The 19172-nt window shown below is 57.1% G+C and carries 15 protein-coding genes; 6 read left to right on the plus strand and 9 right to left on the minus strand.

Annotation, left to right across the window (positions count from 1 at the left end; translation table 11 throughout):
- Nucleotides 1–9 precede the first annotated feature (9 nt).
- The 8 genes from ACR0FG_RS06945 to pyrH form a co-directional block, all read right to left on the minus strand.
- The gene (locus ACR0FG_RS06945) at nucleotides 10–2436 is read right to left on the minus strand and encodes a DUF3772 domain-containing protein (protein ID WP_480891392.1); all 2427 of its coding nucleotides are present in this window, start codon (nucleotides 2434–2436) and stop codon (nucleotides 10–12) included.
- Complete coding sequence (locus ACR0FG_RS06950; protein ID WP_170711325.1) at nucleotides 2436–3470, minus strand: cysteine synthase A; 1035 nt, start codon at nucleotides 3468–3470, stop codon at nucleotides 2436–2438. Before ACR0FG_RS06950 ends, ACR0FG_RS06945 begins: the two co-directional genes overlap by 1 nt.
- Before the next feature lie 69 nt (nucleotides 3471–3539).
- Nucleotides 3540–4655 (minus strand): NUDIX domain-containing protein, encoded by a 1116-nt coding sequence (locus ACR0FG_RS06955; RefSeq protein ID WP_480891395.1) that lies wholly within the window; start codon nucleotides 4653–4655, stop codon nucleotides 3540–3542.
- A gap of 31 nt (nucleotides 4656–4686) precedes the next feature.
- On the minus strand, nucleotides 4687–5127 hold the full coding sequence (locus ACR0FG_RS06960) for a TrgA family protein (RefSeq protein ID WP_170711323.1): 441 nt from the start codon (nucleotides 5125–5127) through the stop codon (nucleotides 4687–4689).
- 16 nt (nucleotides 5128–5143) lie between these two features.
- Nucleotides 5144–6352: a class I SAM-dependent methyltransferase gene (locus ACR0FG_RS06965; protein ID WP_480891397.1), complete on the minus strand. Its 1209-nt coding sequence runs from the start codon at nucleotides 6350–6352 to the stop codon at nucleotides 5144–5146.
- Nucleotides 6353–6413: 61 nt separating this feature from the next.
- Nucleotides 6414–7847, minus strand: a complete 1434-nt coding sequence (locus ACR0FG_RS06970) for a cryptochrome/photolyase family protein (RefSeq protein ID WP_480891399.1) — start codon at nucleotides 7845–7847, stop codon at nucleotides 6414–6416.
- 47 nt (nucleotides 7848–7894) lie between these two features.
- Nucleotides 7895–9121, minus strand: coding sequence for an aminotransferase class V-fold PLP-dependent enzyme (locus ACR0FG_RS06975; RefSeq protein WP_480891400.1), 1227 nt, complete (start codon nucleotides 9119–9121; stop codon nucleotides 7895–7897).
- A gap of 141 nt (nucleotides 9122–9262) precedes the next feature.
- The gene (gene pyrH, locus ACR0FG_RS06980; RefSeq protein ID WP_170711319.1) at nucleotides 9263–10015 is read right to left on the minus strand and encodes a UMP kinase; all 753 of its coding nucleotides are present in this window, start codon (nucleotides 10013–10015) and stop codon (nucleotides 9263–9265) included.
- Between the two features lie 95 nt (nucleotides 10016–10110).
- Between pyrH and miaA the strand changes: the two genes are divergently transcribed.
- From miaA to ACR0FG_RS07005, 5 genes are all read left to right on the plus strand, one after another.
- Nucleotides 10111–11004: a tRNA (adenosine(37)-N6)-dimethylallyltransferase MiaA gene (gene miaA, locus ACR0FG_RS06985; RefSeq protein ID WP_480891404.1), complete on the plus strand. Its 894-nt coding sequence runs from the start codon at nucleotides 10111–10113 to the stop codon at nucleotides 11002–11004.
- A 310-nt stretch (nucleotides 11005–11314) separates the two neighbouring features.
- Nucleotides 11315–12985 (plus strand): ABC transporter substrate-binding protein, encoded by a 1671-nt coding sequence (locus ACR0FG_RS06990; RefSeq protein WP_170711317.1) that lies wholly within the window; start codon nucleotides 11315–11317, stop codon nucleotides 12983–12985.
- 120 nt (nucleotides 12986–13105) lie between these two features.
- Nucleotides 13106–14152, plus strand: a complete 1047-nt coding sequence (locus ACR0FG_RS06995) for an ABC transporter permease (RefSeq protein ID WP_170711316.1) — start codon at nucleotides 13106–13108, stop codon at nucleotides 14150–14152.
- Nucleotides 14153–14166: 14 nt separating this feature from the next.
- A complete protein-coding gene (locus ACR0FG_RS07000) occupies nucleotides 14167–15630 on the plus strand; it encodes an ABC transporter permease (RefSeq protein ID WP_480891407.1) in 1464 nt (487 codons plus the stop codon).
- A gap of 92 nt (nucleotides 15631–15722) precedes the next feature.
- On the plus strand, nucleotides 15723–17810 hold the full coding sequence (locus ACR0FG_RS07005) for a dipeptide ABC transporter ATP-binding protein (protein ID WP_480891410.1): 2088 nt from the start codon (nucleotides 15723–15725) through the stop codon (nucleotides 17808–17810).
- Between the two features lie 77 nt (nucleotides 17811–17887).
- On the opposite strand, the gene ACR0FG_RS07010 is transcribed toward ACR0FG_RS07005, so the two are convergent.
- Nucleotides 17888–18466, minus strand: a complete 579-nt coding sequence (locus tag ACR0FG_RS07010; protein ID WP_480891413.1) for a lytic transglycosylase domain-containing protein — start codon at nucleotides 18464–18466, stop codon at nucleotides 17888–17890.
- Between the two features lie 206 nt (nucleotides 18467–18672).
- Between ACR0FG_RS07010 and ssb the strand changes: the two genes are divergently transcribed.
- Nucleotides 18673–19158 (plus strand): single-stranded DNA-binding protein, encoded by a 486-nt coding sequence (ssb, locus tag ACR0FG_RS07015; protein WP_480891415.1) that lies wholly within the window; start codon nucleotides 18673–18675, stop codon nucleotides 19156–19158.
- The last annotated feature ends 14 nt before the right edge of the window (nucleotides 19159–19172 follow it).

Below are 19172 nucleotides of genomic sequence, written 5' to 3' on the forward strand. Positions count from 1 at the left end.
CACGCTGAATCAAAGCTCGTCCCCGTCTCCTGAATCCATGTCTGCCTCGGTCATTTGGACCGACTCTGACAGGGTCTGCACCGAGTTTGATTCAGCGGGCTCTTCCGGCTCTTTCTCCTTGGGATCGCGCAGAACTTCGGCATTTCGCAACCACACATCCCGCTGAGCAAACGGGATTTCGATACCTTCTTCGACGAAGCGGCGGTTGATTTCGTGGTTCATGTCGGATTTCACCGATAGCACCCAGTTCACGTCCCGCAGGATCGCCCGAATTTCAAAGTCCAGAGAATCCGCCCCGAACCCCTGAAACACAACGCTTGGCGCGGGGTTGGCCAATACCATTGGGTGCGCGTTGGCGATCTCGCCCAAGATCGTTTCAACCTTGCGGGTATTAGTACCATAAGCCACGCCGACCGGAACAATCACGCGACCAATCGTGTTGCCGCGAGTATAGTTCGTCACCACCCCGCTGATCAGGTCCGAATTCGGGACGATCACGTCCGTACGGTCAAAGGTTTCGATCCGCGTCGAACGAACGGAAATATCGGCGACATAGCCCATCATGCCGTTCACATCGATCCAGTCACCTTTGGAAATCGGACGCTCGACCAAGAGGATGATGCCCGATACAAAATTTGACACTATGGTTTGCAGGCCAAAGCCGATACCCACCGACAAGGCACCCGCTACGATGGCAAGCGACGACAAGTCAAACCCGGCGACCATAATGGCGACCAGAGCGGCCAGAAAGATACCGACATAGCCGGTTCCGGCGACGATCGCATTTTGACCACCGGGATCAATGCTCGTCTTCGGCAACAACGAATTTCGCAAGCCGCTTTGCAGCAAGCGGGTCACCGTATAGCCGATTGCAAATATAGCAACGAAGGTCAAAAAGTTGCTGGGGGAAATTGTGACACCACCGATGTCAAATCCCTGCATCAGGCGTGACCAGGCTTCGCTCAGATCGGATTCGCGCGCACCCCAGTACAGGGCAAGGATCGGCACGGACAGGATCGCCAGAATAAAGCCCACCAGAACCGAGAACAACGAGTCCTGTGATCTTTCACCTTGCCCCGACAACCAACCGTAGATCGACGTCAGGAACCGTTGAACGATGACCAGCGCCCCGATCAGAACCAGAGTTCTGATGGTGGGAAAGACGATTGCCTCAGCCGCATTGATAAACCCAAGCGCACCCAGAACCGGTGTCGCGATCCCCAGCATGAATAAAGCGCGCCGGATAAGTTCGACTACCTGGCTAAATCCCGCAGCCCGGACTGTCTGCGCATCATCCTCGGCTTTTTCGACGGCCGGTTGGCGTATTTGTCGAATACGCAGCAACAACAACGAACTCAGGACAATGACCGGGAAGCTAACAACGGCTCGGGTGGCGTCCGAGATGTTCTCGATCCTCTCGAACAAACCGGCCAGTTCGTGCAGAATCAACAGAACGGCAAGCAGATCGATGTAAACGCGCAACTCCTTTATCCGGACGGCTGAAAGACGTTTGAAGTTGTTTGCCTGCCCCATCAGGAAGGCCTGACGTCCGATCCAGTCGTAATAGAGGATGATTGCCGCCCAGTATGGGATCTCTTCAAACAGCAGGCTGCCACGAAGCCCCAGAACCCCTGTCAGGATAACGGCTTCTACCAGCAGAACAACGCCGATCCAGGGTAAAACGATGCGCAACAAAGATACGATGAACGTCCAGACACCGCTGCCTGTGCCGCCAAACCGCCTGAGATAATTGCCGCCCATTTCCGACCACCGACGCCCGTAAAGCAGCAGAACGCTGGCGATGGCGACCAGGATCAGAATTTGCGGTCCGCGATCTCGCAACCGCTCTTTGAAAATGTCAGAGCGTAGATTTTTGACTGTTTCATTGACCAGCGCGCGTGCCGCTTCGGACATGTCGATCCAGGCGGGACCCCAATGCGCCGGATTTAACGGGGACGGTCCCCGCTCTAACAGTTCCTTTTTCTGACGCTCGCGAATGATCTGGTCAATCTCGTTGATCAGACCATTGGCGCGACTATACGCTTCTTCTGATATGATCCGGGGAACCCGCAAGCTGTCCAGTTGGGTTTCCAGATGCGCCCGCAAGCTGGCGATGTCTTCGGGCTCGCTTGCCCCTTCTGCCGGCTTGTCACCCAGAGCTTTCAACTGGTTTTCAAGCGTTTGGATGCGATCCGTATTCGCGCCACGCGCCTTGTTGAAATCGTCTCGATAAGTGTTTATTTCCGAACGCAGATTTTCCATAGCCGCGTTCGAAGCCCGATTGGCTTCGATCACCGACTCAGCGCGGTTTGCCGTGCTGACCCAACCCTTGTAGTACTCGCTTTGCTTATCCGTCAGCTGGGCAGCAGATGGGCCAACCCAACCGAACAGGCAAATGGCGAACAGTACTATGAAAAGGCGGAGCCGCCCCAGCATCATACGTCCTCGAACACGCCGGGAATGCTGCGCGGAGCCTCGGTCATCCAGTCAGGAACAGGCAGTTCCTTTTCACGCAGGAAATCCGGGTTGAACAGCTTGGACTGATAGCGTGTACCAAAGTCGCACAGGATCGTTACGATGGTGTGGCCCGGTCCTAGGTCTTTGGCCAGACGCACCGCGCCCGCCATGTTGATCGCGGTCGACCCACCCATGACCAGCCCCTCTTCGCGCAGCAGGTCAAAGATATATGGCAGCGCTTCGTTGTCAGTCATCTGATAGGCATAGTCCGGCTTGAACCCTTCAAGGTTCTTGGTAATTCGCACTTGCCCGATACCTTCTGCGATCGAGCTGCCCTCCATCGCGATCTCGCCGGTGGTGTAATAGGAATAAAGCCCTGCCCCCATCGGATCGACCAGAGCGATTTTGACCCCCTTGGGCTGCAGCGCCTCGGCCACGCCGGCCAGCGTGCCCCCCGAACCCACCGCTGAGACAAACCCATCGACCTTGCCGCCGGTCTGCTCCCAGATTTCCGGTCCCGTGGTTTCCACATGCGCCTGTCGGTTGGCGACGTTGTCGAACTGATTGGCCCAGATCGCGCCGTTGGGTTCGGTCTGCGCAAGCTCTTCTGCCAGTCGGCGTGAATAGTGCACAAAGTTGTTGGGATTGCGATAAGGCGCGGCTGGAACCTGAACCAGTTGCGCACCCGCCAGTCGCAGCATGTCCTTTTTCTCTTCCGACTGAGTCTCGGGGATCACGATGACGGTTTTGAACCCCATCGACGCACCCACCAGCGCCAGACCGATGCCGGTATTGCCGGCGGTGCCTTCAACAATGGTGCCCCCGGGTTTCAGGTCGCCCCGCGCTATGGCATCGCGAATGATGTAAAGTGCGGCGCGATCCTTGACCGATTGTCCGGGGTTCATGAATTCGGCCTTGCCAAGAATCTCACACCCGGTTTCCTCACTGATGCGCTTTAACCGGATCAGCGGTGTTTTCCCGACTGCGTCGGCAAGGTCTCGTGCAATGCGCATGGCGCCCTCTTGTCATTTGGTTTCGCAGAAGATTTACAGGTGCCCCGCCGCAACCACAAGCGGGGATAGCTATGCGCGCAGACGATCGCGGTGCCTGGCCAGCCAATGCGCAAGGCTCAACAACGGCAAATCCTTGAAAGCATGGGCGTCTATCATGTCAACAAACCGGTTAAAGGGTATGATTTTACTGCGAATATCCTCACCTTCATCCTTCAGGCCGCCTTGGTCGACGGTCCCCGTCAACTCTGCCAACCCCACATACATGTGAATATATTCGGTAGACGACCCGCTGGATGAATAGGCGCCACCCGCATATTCAAGTCTTTTCAGCGTGACATGCGCCTCTTCCATGGCTTCGCGGTGGGCGGCCTGTTCGGGCGTTTCTCCCGGATCGATCATTCCGGCAACCGGTTCCCACATCCATGGTTCGGGATCGTCAATCAGAAAGACAGGGGCCCGGAATTGCTCGACCAGCAAAACCGCATCCCGCGCAGGATCGTATGGCAGAACCACCACCGCACTGCCCTGCATCAGACCGCTGCGGCTGATGACCGGCCCCATCGATCCATCGTTGAGGCGATGCTGAAGATCGACCTCTTCCATGCCGAAGTAATTGACATAGGCGTGACTGTGCCGGTGGACGATAACGTCTTTCTCGGGACTGCGCGGTTCAGGCGCACGCCTTTGCCGTGCCGCCAGACGGGCCCAGGCGCGGGTCCGAATAGCCGGAAAGCTACGCGCAATTACGGCGGTCTCGACATGTCCGTAATGTGCCATCACCTCGTGCGCGGCGATCATGGTGACATCGGCCCAGGTATCGATCCACTCCATCAGAGACCACGGAGCGGCTGGATTCCAGACCCCATCCGTCGGAAAAAACAACCGAGCCTGCAGAACATCGCCATCCGGCGTCCTGACAGCGCGGGTTTCCAGTTCGTAGTCGAACCCGCCCTCGTAAAAGGCAAGGCGGTCCAGGTCGTTGTCGTCAAGACCCCGTACAACAATCCCCTGCGCAGCGCCGCCGGGTTCGGGCAGGATCATCGGAAAGAGCTGATCCTGTACCGCATAGACCGCGTGATCCGGTAATACCGCCTGTGTTATGTAAAGTTCGGACAACGGCCGCCCAAGAACATGTTCCAGCAGCGGCAAGTACCGAAGCGTTCCGTAGAAAAACAGATCAGACACGTTGAAAATCTCTGGATCGAAGTATGAAAGATCAGTTCCAGCGACGCGCTGCAATTTCGGTCAGTATCCCGGCAATGATGGACCCGATGGCCAATGTGGCAAGTATCTCGGATACCAGCAATTGCTTGGAAAACTCGACGCCCAGTTCGAAGATGGCAATAATCGCCTCAAACGGGCCGCCAAACCGGTTTCGCATGGCTTGCTGGATCATTTCATAGGTGCCCTGTACGAACAAACCCCAAAAAACCAGCGACGCGACACCGGTAAGACCGTTGTTCATTGCGGCCGTCCAGCCGCGACCGGCCCGTTTGCCCATGATCGTCCAACCGCAGACGACCCCGAGTGTCATGTTGACATAGGTGAAATAGCCGTAGGATTTACCTTCTTCGCCATTCTCGATGATCATTGTCGAAACCAGAAAAGCGATCACCAACAAACAAATGGCGGCTACGAGGCGTGCAGCAGTGGGCATTCGTGACGTCCGTCCTTTAACCGGGTTTTGCTATAGTGATCTGTGTCACATCGCAATTGCCGGTGTCAAAGGCTGCGCCACATGCGGTCAAATAATAATTCCACATGCGGCGAAAACGCTCATCAAAGCCCATTTCGGCGATCTGATCCCATTTCGAATTAAACGTCTCGTACCAACGGCGCAGGGTTAGATCATAGCTTTTGCCGAATTCTTTGGAATGAACCAGTTCCAGTCCTGCTTGACCAATCTGTTCCTTCAGGATTTTCGGGGCTGGCAACATCCCCCCTGGGAAGATGTATTTCTGTATGAAATCAACGCCGTTCTTGTAAATGTCCCAACGATGATCTGCGACTGTTATGATCTGCAACGTGGCCTGAGCGCCCGGTTTCAGCCGATCCCGGACCGTATCGAAATAGACCGGCCAATATTTCTGTCCCACAGCCTCGAACATTTCGATCGAGGCAATTCCGTCAAACTGGCCACGTTCATCTCGGTAATCCTGCAACTTGAACTCTACAAGATCGGAAAGTCCAGCTTTTTCAATGCGTTCTTTCGCAAAATTCAACTGCTCCTGACTGATGGTCAGTCCGGTCACGCGCAACCCGCGTTCTTTCGCGGCGTATTCTGCGAAACCACCCCAGCCGCAGCCGATTTCAAGGATGTGATCACCGGGCTTGGCCCCCATCTCGTCCACAAGGCTGGCGTATTTCGCCGTTTGTGCCTTCTCAAGGCTTTCCTGACCAGTCTCAAAGATCGCGCTTGAATAGGTCATGGTATCATCCAGCCATAACCCATAGAATTCATTACCCAAATCGTAATGATACGAGATGTTCTTCTTAGCCTGCGCGCGATTGTTGCGATGCAGCCAGAACCGCAGCCTTTCATAGGCGCGGATCAGAAACTTGCCCGTGAAATCGTCATAGACCGTTTCGGTACCCAGATGCACAAGATCCATGAATGCACGCAGGTCCGGCGTACTCCAGTCCCCCTCCAGATAGCCGTCAGAAAAGCCCAATTCCCCCTCTCGGATCAGGCGGGCAAAGATATCTGGATCATGAATGTCAATCCGCGCCACCGGACCTGGTTTTTTGGCTTCGGCCCGAAAAATCCGCCCATCCGGCAAGGCGATATCAAGACGACCTGAATCCATCCGCTCCAGCATCTTGAAGACTTGTGTGAAATACCTTGGCAGGTTTTCCTGCCCATCTGTTGTCGTCAGGAACATCCGCTCTCCCCTCTGCGGTTGCGCTACAAAGCTAGGGCCCGATTCCGTTTCTGGCAAGTTTTCAATTCCTTACCGGTGTTTTTCTGCTTTCATATGCCGCCAGCGCCCGATTGCGCCCTTCGGCCAAACCAACGATTGGTTGGGGGTATGGAGCATCCGGGCTCAGCCCCCACGACCGCGGGACAGCATCGAAATAGGCCAGAGATTGCGGGCTGGGGTCCGCGTTGCCTTCTGCGATCCATCGGCGCAGATAGTCAGAGTACGGATCGAACCTTTCACGCTGGGTCTCGGGGTTGAAGATGCGAAAGAACGGTGCTGCATCGGGGCCAGAGCCAGCAACCCATTGCCAACCCATCGCATTCGCGGCCGGGTCCCAGTCGATCAGGCAATCGGCAAACCAGTCCATGCCGATTTTCCAATGCACCAACAGATGCTTGGTCAGATAGCTTGCGACGATCATCCGCGCCCGATTATGCATCCGCCCCGTCACGTACATTTCCCGCAAACCTGCATCGACGACCGGAATACCGGTTCGGGCCTGCCGCCATATTTGCGCAAACGCGGCGTCAGGATCGGCTTGCCACGGGAAATCATCCCATTCCGACCGCCAGTTCGCAGTCAGCATGTGGGGATTGTGATACATAAGGTGATAGGCAAATTCGCGCCAGATCAGTTGCCTCAGGTAGGCATCTGTTCCCTGTACGCCCAAGGCGGCCGCCGTCTTTACCCTGTGCCAAACGCTACGCGGACCAATCTCACCCAGCGACAGATACTCGGACAGGTTCGAGGTTCCGACCTCATCCAACCGATCCCGGTCATCCTTATAACGGCTGATGGCATCAAGAAATCCGTTCAGCCGTTCATGCGCCGCTGCTTCACCCGGAACGACATAGGGGCGGACCACCGCAGCCCCGCGGTTCATGCCGCGACCCAAATCCCAATCGGCCAGTCGTTCGGACCCGGGCCAACTTGCGGGCGCGATTAGCTTTCCGGGCGTGTCGATGGGCATCGGAACGTCCATCTGGCTCACCGCGCGCCACATTGGCGTAAACACCCGAAAGGGTTGCCCCGCTTTGGTCGCCACCTGCCATGGCTCGAACAGCAAGTGACCGGGGAAAGACTTCGCTATGAGCCCCTGAGAGGTCAGCTCTGACTTGATCATTGTGTCGCGCGCAATCGCCTCGGGGTCATAGCTGCGGGTCCAGAAGACGGTTCTGGCACCCGTTTCCTTGATCAGATTGCGCAGCACGTCCAAGGCGGCACCGCGTCTCAGAATCAGGCGACTGCCCTGCGCTTTCAGGCTCTGCCCGAACGTCTCAAGCCCCAGACCCAGCCGCCATTTGGGCGCAGTTCCCAAGCCTTGCACAAGATCGTCATTAATAAACACCGGCACGATCGGGCTGCCCGATTTTACTGCCGTTTCCAGCGCCGGATGATCGGACATGCGCAGGTCGCGCCTGAACCACAAGATGATCGGTGGCCGCTCGGTTTCCATAGCCTGTCCTGTTGTTTCAGGGGTTACGGCGCCAGGTCTGGATCGGATCACAAAACGCGGTCAAGTGCCTCGATAAGCTGATCAATTTCCTGACGCGAGGTGTAATGCGTGAAACTAAGGCGCAGCACGCCCTGTTCCGGATCGACCCCCATCGCCCGAAGCGGGCGTGCCGCATAGAAATCACCACCAGCGGCCATTATACCGTAGTTGGCCAATTCAGCAGCCACGGGACCAGCAGCCCGGTTAAGCGACAGGGCAACTGTCGGAGCGCGAAGGGTTGCGTCGGTCGGGCCAAGCAACCGCACCGCGTTTCGGTTTTTCACCGCGTCCAATAAGGGCTGCAGCAGTTTAATCTCGTGCGAGCGCATCAGATCATGCGCAAATCCGGCGCGCGCAGCGGTATCCCTGTCCGTGCATTTGTGATGATCGCACAGCATCTCGACATAATCCGCCATACCGGCACATGCGGCGATCTGGGCGTGATCTGGTCCAGCTGGCGTAAACCTTTTGTAAAGAACATCCGCGTTGAAGACATGCGCCTGATTGGGAAGCATCTGACCAAGTGCACGGCGCACAACCATGCAACCTTGATGCGGGCCATACGTTTTGTAGGAGGAAAACAAATAGATATCGGGGCCAAGCTCACCCACATTGGGAAACCCGTGCGGCGCATAGGACACGCCGTCGACGCAGACAAACGCGCCTGCGGCATGAGCAATCGCGGTGATCTCGGTCACCGGGTTGATCTCGGCCACGACGTTTGAACAATGCGGGAAACAGACCAGCCGGACCCGCTCATCCAACAAATTCTCAAGATCCTGCGGGTTCAGCGAACCGGTATCGGGATCAATCCGCCATTCCCGAATTTCGATGCCATCCTCAGCCAGCCGCCGCCACGGACCGGAATTGGCCTCGTGATCCTGATCGGTCACGATGATCGCATCTCCGGGTTTCATCCATTGCCGAAACGCCTGCGCCAGCACATAGGTGTTTTGCGTGGTCGAGGGACCAAAGCTCAGTTCGTCCGTATCAACCCCCAAAAGGGCAGCAAGGCGACTGCGCGCCTCGTCTATCTCATCACCCGCCAGACGGCTTGCCTGATAGTCTGCGTAGGGCTGGACCTTGCGCTGAGTGTAATACCGGAACAAACGGTCGATCACCGGCTTGCAAGCATAGGATCCGCCCGCATTTTCGAAGTAAGCCTGCCCCTGCAGGTCAGGCTCGGCAAACGCCGGAAACTGCGCGCGCACATAGTCGATATCCAAAGTGCTCATGACGCGGTTCTCCTTCCCCAGCCCCTGCCGCGCAGTAAGCCGAGCAATCGGGGAGCCGTCAAGCCCAGCCTGTCGTAACACCGTTTGTCAAGTCACTGTAAAGTAATCGCTATTGTCTTGGGGTCAGCTGCGGGTGCACTGTCAGCCTTGCACTTTAGTGTAGGTCCCCTCACCCGCCAGAATGCCACGGAACCCTCCGGGCTCATCCAGACCGAAAACAATCAGCGGCAGGTTGTTGTCACGCGCCAGTGCAATGGCAGAGGCATCCATGACGCGCAACCGCTTCGCCAGCACGTCGTCATAGCTGACGGTTTTATAGCGCACGGCATCCGGGTGCTCTTTCGGGTCTTTGTCATAAACGCCATCGACCCCGTTCTTGCCCATGAAAATAGCTTCGCAGGCCATTTCATTTGCGCGCAGCGTGGCGGCGGTATCTGTGGTAAAGTAAGGGTTACCGGTTCCGGCCGCAAATATGCAGACCCGCTTCTTTTCGAGGTGACGTACGGCGCGACGGCGGATGTAGGGCTCGCAAACTTCGTCCATGCGAATGGCCGAGATGACGCGGGTAAAGACACCGACTTCTTCGAGTGCCGACTGCATTCCCAGCGCGTTCATGACGGTTGCCAACATGCCCATATAGTCTGCGGTGGTCCGTTCCATCCCCTGGGCCGAACCACTGAGGCCCCGAAAAATATTGCCGCCGCCGATCACCATGCAGATCTCGACACCCAGATCGTGAACCGACTTGACCTCTTGCGCGATGCGCTGGACGGTCGGCGGGTGCAGCCCGAATCCCTGATCCCCCATCAGCGCCTCGCCGGAAATTTTCAGCATCACGCGTTTATACTTGGTTTTAGGGGCGTCAGAGGTGTCGATGGACTGGGAAAGGGTCATGTTGCGCTCCGGGCTGGCACGGGTTTATTTCCGGCGCAAAATGAAGCAAAACCTGCGCAGATTCAATGCGGATGGTCAGGAATAAGGCCCCATCTATGGCAGACACCTCACACGCCCGAATTTGCGACAACCTGCCCCCAATACCAGCGGACAAACCTGTACTGATCGCCGGGCCGACTGCGTCCGGCAAATCCGAACTGGCGCTGAATATTGCTGAACGTCATGGCGGCGTCATCGTCAACGCCGATGCAAGCCAGGTTTATGACTGCTGGCGCGTCATATCGGCCAGACCCTCGGCCGGGGACGAGGCCCGCGCACCACACGCCCTTTACGGGCACATCCCCTATGATCAGACCTATTCGACAGGCCACTGGCTGCGCGAGGTCACGCCGCTGCTGACCGGGGACGATCGCCCGATCATAGTGGGTGGCACCGGGCTGTATTTCTCCGCTCTGACCGAAGGAATGGCAGACATTCCCGCAACGCCCGCGCATGTCCGAGCCACGGCTGACCAAATGTCGCTGCCTGATCTGATCAAGGGTGTCGATGCCGAAACACTTGGTCGATTAGACGGCAACAACCGAGCCCGCGTTCAGCGCGCGTGGGAGGTGCAACAAGCCACCGGGCGACCGCTGGCAGATTGGCAGGATGATACCCCGCCACCCACGCTGGACCTAAGCGATGCGGTTCCTATCGTATTCGAAGCGGACAAGGATTGGCTGTTGAACCGGATCACGCGCAGATTTGATCAAATGCTTGAACTAGGTGCGCTGGAAGAGGTGATGGCGATGAGGGATCGATATGACCCCGCGCTGCCGGCGTGCAAAGCCATCGGAGTGCCCGAATTGATGGCCTATCTGGATGGGCAACTGACGCTGGACCAGGCGCGTGACCGGGCAACGATTGCAACGCGCCAGTTCGCAAAACGCCAACGCACATGGTTTCGCGCCCGCATGAAAAACTGGCACCGGGTCAATGCGGCTGGCTGAAAGAAAGACTCGCCCGCCTATGCCTGCGTCTGATGCACTCCGGGGTATCAATCTGAAATCTTATCCCTGCCTGCGTGCATATCACCCTGAAACAAGGCAATTGCGACACGCCCGACTTTCTGGGGCAATGTCGTTTTTTGACAATTGATGACGATTCCGAACATTGACGTGGGTAAAAAACTGGTGCCGAATACCGGAATGGGGATGCATAGAATCCAAAAACCGGAATCCTTGACTCGTCAGCCCGGCGCAGACCGGGCCACGTAGCGCATCAAGAAATCAACAAAATCTATGTCACAGGGAGACATCCATGAGTAATCGTTTATCCACCACTGACAAGGTGCACTGGGCGGCAAAAATGCACGCACAGGAATACCGCGATGGCAATCTGAGCCGTCGGGAATTTATGGCGCGTGTGACCGCGTTGGGCGTTGCCGTGCCTACTGCCTATGGCCTGATCGGCCTGCAATCGCCTGCAGCCGCCCAGGAACCACAGCGTGGCGGCACCATTCGTTATCAGATGGAAGTACGCGCGCTGAAGGATCCGCGCACCTATGACTGGACGCAGATCGCCACTTTCACCGCTGGCTGGCTCGAGTATCTGGTCGAATACAACAATGACGGCTCGTTCAAGCCCATGCTGCTGGAAAGCTGGGAGGCTAACGAGGACGCCACCGAATACACGCTGAATGTCCGCAAAGGCGTCAAGTGGAACAATGGCGATGATTTCACCGCCGAAGACGTAGCCCGCAACATCGAAGGCTGGTGCGATTCATCGCTGGAAGGCAACTCGATGGCCTCGCGCATGGCATCGCTGGTCGACGAGAGCACCCAGAAAGCCGCAGACGGTGCGATCACCGTGGTCGACAGCCATACCGTCAAGCTGAAGTGTAACGCTCCGGATATCACGATCATTCCCGGCATGGCAGACTATCCGGGCGCAATCGTCCACAGCAGTTTTGATGCCAATGACATGCTGTCGAACCCGATTGGTACGGGCTTCATGATCCCCGAAAGCCACGAGGTCGGCGTAAAGGGCGTTCTGGTCCGCAACGAAGGCTTTGATTGGTGGGGCTATGAAGCCGGCAAAGGTGGCTACATCGACAGGATCGAGTTCATCGACTACGGCACTGACCCTGCCGCCTTCCTGGCCGCCTATGAGGCCGAAGAGATCGACATGAACTGGGAGTCGGTCGGTGAATTTGTCGACATCTTTGACGGCATCGGCCTTGTGCGGTCGGAAATTCCGTCAGGCTTTACCATCGTCATCCGACCGAACCAGCTGGCCGAAGACGCCGATGGCAACAAGATCTATGGCGACAAGCGGGTCCGTCAGGCTCTTGCCATGGCGGTGGACAACGAAGTTTGCCTGGAACTTGGCATGTCCGGTTACGGCATCCCCGCCGAGAACTGCCATGTTGGCCCGATGCACCCCGAGTATGACTCGGCTGTGACCCGCCTGCCCTACGATCCGGCTGGCGCGAAGGCGCTTATGGACGAAGCGGGCATGGGTGATTTCGAGCACGAAGTGCAGTCGATCGACGATGACTGGCGCCGCAACACAACAGCTGCGGTTGTCGCTCAGTTGAACGACGCGGGCATCAAGGCCAAGCATACGGTTCTGCCGGGGTCAACCTTCTGGAACGACTGGACCAAGTACCCGTATTCCTCGACCAACTGGAACCACCGCCCACTAGGCACGCAGGTTCTGGCGCTGGCTTACAAGTCGGGCGTTGCGTGGAACGAATCCGGCTTTGCCAACGAAGAGTTCGACAAACTGCTGGCCGAGGCGAACTCGATCGCCGATGTCGACATGCGTCGTGAGGTGATGGCCAAGCTGCAGGCGATCATGATCGACGAAGGCGTGGTCATCCAGCCCTATTGGCGGACAGCAATGCGTCACCACCGCGACAATATGGTCGGTGTCGAAAAGCACATCGCGGACTTGCCGCAACTTTATAAGTTCGGCCTGACCTCCTGAGCCACAACAAAAAGGGCCGCGCCACACAGGCGCGGCCCTTCGTCCTAATCACGGCGACCAGAATAATAGCAACACGTGGGGCGACATGCCTGCCACGCCAGCCGACCAACAGGGGCTAACATGGGACTTTTCATTCTAAGGCGTGTGGGGATTATGCTGCTGACAGCATTGTGCCTGACATTCCTGGTCTTCTTCCTGACCAATCTTTACCCGAACCTTGAAAAGCTTGCGAAAACGCAGGGTAATTTCCGGATGTCGGATGAGCAGGTCGAGAGTTTTCTGGAAAAAGGTGGATATCTTCAGTCAACGCCTGTGAAATATGGCGAATGGCTGGGTGTATTGCCCTCGTACCGGCACACCAACGAAGACGGGACCGTTCAGGGTCGATGCATTCTGCCGGGTAAAACCGCCGAAGAGTCGCCCAATTTCTGCGGCATCCTGCAGGGCTATTGGGGCTATTCAACCGTCTTCAAAGAAGAAGTCTCGACCGTTGTCGGCACACGTTTGGCATTGACCGGACGCTTGATGTTCTGGGTGATGCTGCTGATGGTCCCTTCGGCGCTGATCCTCGGCATTCTGGCTGGGATGAAAGAGGGCTCGGCGACGGACCGGACGCTGTCGACCTTTGCCATCACAACCACCGCGACACCGGAATACGTGTCAGGCGTGATCTTCATCGCGATTTTCACGTCCTCTGCCGTGGGGCTGAAATGGTTCAAGGGCACCGCGACGCAGGCGATGGAGAACCCGACATTTGAAAACTTCTTCCTACCGGTGCTGACTATTGCGCTCTATGGCATGGGCTATATCGCCCGGATGACCCGCGCCTCAATGACCGAGGTTATGACAGCACAATACATTCGCACCGCGCGTCTCAAAGGTGTGTCGTTCCCGAACATCGTCATGAAACACGCGCTGCGCAATGCGCTGATCGCGCCGTTCACCGTCATCATGCTGCAGTTCCCATGGCTGCTGAATGGTGTGGTGATCGTCGAGACCCTGTTCAACTACAAGGGCTTTGGCTGGGCGCTGGTGCAGGCGGCGGGCAATAATGACATTCAGCTCTTGCTGGCGATTTCGGTCGTGTCGGTCTTTGTGGTGCTGGTGACGCAGCTGATCTCGGATATCGGCTATGTCTACCTCAACCCGCGTATTCGCATTTCTTAAGGGAGGGTCAGATCATGGAACCACTTACCTGGACCGGCTCTATCGCCTTCCTCAACCCGCTACTCGCTTTGGCTCTTGGGGTCATGGCCCTGTCCATCGTCGTCTGGATGTTGGCCAGCATCGTGCTGCCCGAGGATCAGATGACGGTGAACCCGGACGGTACGCTCACCTCAAGTTCTGGCCTGCGGAACATGATCCAAGCCGCGCTCCGCTATAGCTTTCTGGCCAGCGTGGGGATTGCAGTCGCCTATGTGGTGCTGGGCATTCTGATGGGCACAGGCGCCGGGATTATCGGCGCGATTTCCCAGCAATTCCTGCCCGTCTGGCTGTCGCTGATCATCCTCTATGCGATGTCGATAGCCTTTAAGCGCAAGCTGGGTCTATACGGCAAGCTGTTCGACAGCCCCATCGGCATGATCGGTTTTGGCCTTGTGATGTTCTGGGTGTTCACCGGGATTTTCGGCGCACTTGATCTGATCGTCACCCATGATCCGCTGGCGCAGATTTCGGGAATGAAAAACAAGGTACCCGGCACACCCCTGCCTAATCTGGAAGAGGGCCAATACGCCTGGTACCTGCTGGGTGGAGATAATCTGGCCCGCGACGTCTTTAGCCGCATGGTCAAGGGCGCCTGGATCGTGGTGCAAATCGCACCGCTGGCAACGATGTTTGCCTTTATGGTCGGCATCACTCTGGGTCTTCCCGCCGGGTACTACGGTGGTCGTTTGGACACCCTGCTGTCGTTCCTGGCGAACCTGATCCTGGCCTTCCCGGTGATCTTGCTGTTCTACCTGCTGGTCACGCCCGAGATCGTAGCAACCGGCGTGCCGAACTATATGGCGGCGATCCTGTTCGTATTCCCGATCATCTTCCTCGGCGTCCTGCTGAACTCGCGCTTCTATACGCGCCCGAGTTTCCGCACGCCGCTGCTGATCGGGGTTCTGGGTGTGGCGCTTTGGTTCTATCTGTCGCTGATCTCGACCGGCGGCTACATCATCAACACCGATAGCTACCGCATCTGGGGTCTGCCGACCTATCTGGATCTGTTCGACATTCCGGGCGGTATTCTGGTGGTGTTCGTCTCGGTGGTTTTTGTGAATTCGCCCACGGTGTTTCGCATCGTGCGCGGGCTGGCGCTGGACATCAAAACCCGCGACTACGTGGCCGCAGCCCAGACCCGTGGCGAGGGTCCGTGGTACATCATGCTGTGGGAAATCCTGCCCAACGCGCGGGGTCCGCTGATCGTCGATTTCTGTCTGCGCATCGGCTACACCACAATCCTTCTGGGAACATTGGGTTTCTTTGGTCTGGGCCTGCCACCGGAAAGCCCTGATTGGGGGTCCACGATCAACGAAGGGCGCAAGCTTCTGTCGATCTATCTGCACCCCGCCCTTCCGCCTGCTTTGGCCCTGTTGTCGCTGGTTCTTGGTTTGAACCTGCTCGCGGACGGTCTGCGCGAAGAAAGTCTGAAGGACTGATGTGATCAAGGCCGGGGGCTCTGCCCCCGGACCCCCGAGGTATTTTTAGCCAGATGATGGGGATCCCCCGGACTCTCGCGAGGAGTAACAAGATGAACAAACTGGCGGATTATGACGGGCCAATTCTTGAGATCGACAAGCTATCGATTTCATTTTTCACCCGGCTGAGGGAAATTCCCGCCGTTATGGATTTCTCGGTCAGTGTGCAGCCCGGCGAGGCTGTAGGTCTGGTGGGCGAATCCGGGTGCGGTAAATCCACAGTGGCGCTGGGTGTCATGCAGGATCTAGGCAAGAACGGGCGGATCGTTGGCGGTTCCATCAAGTTCAAGGGCCGTGATCTGGGTGAGATGACGACCGAGGAGTTGCGCGACATTCGCGGCAATGAGATCGCGATGATCTATCAGGAGCCTATGGCATCGCTGAACCCGGCGATGAAGATTGGCAAACAGCTGATGGAAGTGCCGATGATCCACGAAGGCGTCGGCTCGGAAGAGGCTTATGCTCGTGCGTTGGAGGTCGTTACAGATGTGCGCTTGCCCGACCCCGAGCGGATGCTGAATTCCTTCCCGCATCAGCTCTCTGGTGGTCAGCAGCAGCGGATCGTGATCGCGATGGCATTGATGTCTAAACCGGCGCTTTTGATTCTGGATGAGCCGACCACAGCGCTGGACGTGACGGTTGAGGCGGCGGTGGTCGAGCTGGTCAAGGATCTGGGCAAGAAATACGGCACCTCGATGCTGTTTATCTCTCACAACCTGGGTCTGGTTCTGGAGACCTGCGACCGGCTGTGCGTGATGTATTCCGGCGAAGCGGTCGAACGCGGCTCAATCAAGGATGTGTTCGACGAGATGCAGCACCCGTATACGCAGGCGTTGTTCCGGTCGATCCCGCTGCCGGGGGCTGACAAGAACTCGCGCCCGCTGGTGGCGATTCCAGGGAACTTCCCACTGCCGCATGAGCGCCCGCCGGGCTGTAACTTTGGCCCGCGTTGCGACTATTTCGAAGAGGGTCGCTGCGACGCCAAGGATATCTTGATGGAGGCGGTCCCCGGCAATGACCGACACCATACGCGGTGTCTGAAGTTCCAGGAAATTGACTGGAACGCACCGATCACCGTGGGTGAGCAGAAGGAAAAAGGCGAAATCGGCCGAACTGTCCTGAAGATGGACAACCTCAAGAAATACTATGAGGTGGCGGCAAATGCGTTGTTCGGTGGTGGCGAAACGAAGGTCGTGAAAGCCAACGAAACGCTGAGTTTCGAGGCGCACGAGTCCGAGACGCTTGCCATCGTGGGCGAATCCGGCTGCGGCAAATCCACATTCGCCAAAGTGTTGATGGGGCTGGAAACGGCGACCGATGGGCAAATCCTGCTGGATAATCGCAACATCGAGGACGTGCCGATCGAAGAACGCGACGCCAAGACCGTTGGCGAGGTTCAGATGGTATTCCAGAACCCGTTCGATACGCTCAACCCTTCGATGACCGTTGGTCGCCAGATCATCCGCGCGTTGGAAATTTTCGGCGTCGGCAACTCGGAAGCTGAGCGTAAAAAGCGGATGCTGGAGCTGCTGGACCTTGTCAAACTGCCCCGTGCCTTTGCCGACCGGATGCCACGCCAGCTTTCCGGTGGGCAGAAGCAGCGTGTTGGTATCGCCCGTGCCTTTGCCGGTGACGCGCGGATCGTGGTGGCGGATGAGCCGGTTTCGGCGTTGGACGTGTCCGTACAAGCCGCCGTAACCGATCTTCTGATGGAAATTCAGCGCGAACACAAAACCACGCTGCTGTTTATCAGCCACGACCTGTCCATCGTCAGATACCTCAGCGACCGTGTCATGGTGATGTATCTGGGCCATGTGGTCGAATTGGGCACCACCGATCAGGTCTTTGCCCCGCCCTATCACCCCTATACCGAAGCATTGCTTAGCGCGGTTCCCATTGCGGATACCTCGATCGAAAAACAGCATATTGTGCTGGAGGGCGACATTCCGTCAGCGATGAACCCACCCCCGGGCTGCCCGTTCCAGACGCGGTGCCGCTGGAAGTCAGAGGTTCCGGATGGCCGCTGCGAATCTCATGTACCACCGGTTCAGACGTTGGCCGACGGGCATCAGGTCAAATGCCATCTGGCCGAGGATATTCTGGCCCGGATGGAGCCCGTTATCAAAATCGCGGCGGAATAGCCTTGTTTACATAGTGCGAAGGGTCGGTTCAGAAACCGGCCCTTGGTTCGTAGTCTCATTGGAAAAGCGTTTCGGCCTCAGCCGCCCCAGATCACCTTCACGTAGTTCTGGGTTTCTTTGTAAGGCGGGATGCCATCGTATTTCTCGACCGCCTGCGGTCCTGCGTTGTAAGCCGCCAGCGCCAAACGCCAGGATTTGAACTTGCGATATTGCCACGACAGGTAACGCGCCCCACCTTCCAGATTCTGGATCGGATCGTGCGGATTGACGCCCAACAACCGGGCCGTCTGTGGCATCAGCTGAGCCAGCCCCAACGCACCCTTGTGCGATTTCGCATGTGGATTCCAGCCACTTTCCTGTTGCACGAGCCGCAAAAACAGCTCTTCCGGGACGTTATGCTGACGCGCCGCTTTACGGGCGTGATTCAGATACTGACCCTTGTAGTTGCCCGTATAGCGTTTTGAGAAACTCTGGGTCTGCGTCTTTGGTTTCAACCGCTCAGAATCGCGATATTGCGTCGCTGCACGGTTGTCCAACACCTTGGCCTGCTTAAGGAAAATCGCCTTGCGGTTTTTGGAAGACAAAGCCTGAGACTGTGCCGGAACAGATGTCAGGCAAAGACACAAAACCGCAATACCTCCAACCAGAACACGCATTAAAGCCAATCCCGCTCGCTCAACAACCATACAGATTATAGATATTACCGACGAAAATGAAAGCTTGGTAAACGCTTCCTCAAGTTTTTCGCGATCGCCGTTGCGGCATCAACCATGTTTTAACCATGACGTAGGACGTATAGGGTCAGCACCAGAATTCGGCGTCAGATTCGGACGCCCGACAGTCAAACAGAACGAGGGAATATATGGCGGGCTCAGTCAACAAGGTCATTCTGATCGGAAATCTCGGTGCCGACCCCGAGGTGCGGTCATTTCAGAACGGCGGAAAGGTATGCAACCTGCGCATCGCAACTTCCGAGACTTGGAAAGACCGCAACACTGGTGAGCGGCGCGACCGGACCCAATGGCACACGGTCGCCATCTTCTCGGAGCCCCTTGTTCGTGTTGCCGAGCAATACTTGCGCAAGGGCAGCAAGGTCTATGTCGAAGGGCAGTTGGAAACCCGCAAGTGGCAAGACCAGTCAGGACAAGACAGATATTCGACCGAAGTGGTCCTGCGGCCTTATCGCAGCGAACTGACAATGCTGGATTCACGCGGTGAAGGCGGTGGCGGTGGCGGTGGTTATGGCGGGGGCCAGGCCGGTGGCGGTTATGGCGACCCCTATGGCGGTTCATCCAGCGCCCCTGCCCCGGCATCTGGCGGAATCGACGACGACGAGATTCCGTTCTAAACAAACGGAGATAA

Source organism: Ruegeria sp. E1, from assembly GCF_056534225.1.

Coding starts and splice junctions, on each gene's coding strand:
- ACR0FG_RS06945 (WP_480891392.1), bottom strand. CDS start 2,436: ATGCTGGGGCGGCTCCGCCTTTTCATAGTACTGTTCGCCATTTGCCTG.
- ACR0FG_RS06995 (WP_170711316.1), top strand. CDS start 13,106: ATGGGACTTTTCATTCTAAGGCGTGTGGGGATTATGCTGCTGACAGCA.
- ACR0FG_RS07000 (WP_480891407.1), top strand. CDS start 14,167: ATGGAACCACTTACCTGGACCGGCTCTATCGCCTTCCTCAACCCGCTA.
- ACR0FG_RS06960 (WP_170711323.1), bottom strand. CDS start 5,127: ATGCCCACTGCTGCACGCCTCGTAGCCGCCATTTGTTTGTTGGTGATC.
- ACR0FG_RS06970 (WP_480891399.1), bottom strand. CDS start 7,847: ATGGAAACCGAGCGGCCACCGATCATCTTGTGGTTCAGGCGCGACCTG.
- ACR0FG_RS06990 (WP_170711317.1), top strand. CDS start 11,315: ATGAGTAATCGTTTATCCACCACTGACAAGGTGCACTGGGCGGCAAAA.
- miaA (WP_480891404.1), top strand. CDS start 10,111: ATGGCAGACACCTCACACGCCCGAATTTGCGACAACCTGCCCCCAATA.
- ACR0FG_RS07010 (WP_480891413.1), bottom strand. CDS start 18,466: ATGCGTGTTCTGGTTGGAGGTATTGCGGTTTTGTGTCTTTGCCTGACA.
- ACR0FG_RS06965 (WP_480891397.1), bottom strand. CDS start 6,352: ATGTTCCTGACGACAACAGATGGGCAGGAAAACCTGCCAAGGTATTTC.
- ssb (WP_480891415.1), top strand. CDS start 18,673: ATGGCGGGCTCAGTCAACAAGGTCATTCTGATCGGAAATCTCGGTGCC.
- ACR0FG_RS07005 (WP_480891410.1), top strand. CDS start 15,723: ATGAACAAACTGGCGGATTATGACGGGCCAATTCTTGAGATCGACAAG.
- pyrH (WP_170711319.1), bottom strand. CDS start 10,015: ATGACCCTTTCCCAGTCCATCGACACCTCTGACGCCCCTAAAACCAAG.
- ACR0FG_RS06950 (WP_170711325.1), bottom strand. CDS start 3,470: ATGCGCATTGCACGAGACCTTGCCGACGCAGTCGGGAAAACACCGCTG.
- ACR0FG_RS06975 (WP_480891400.1), bottom strand. CDS start 9,121: ATGAGCACTTTGGATATCGACTATGTGCGCGCGCAGTTTCCGGCGTTT.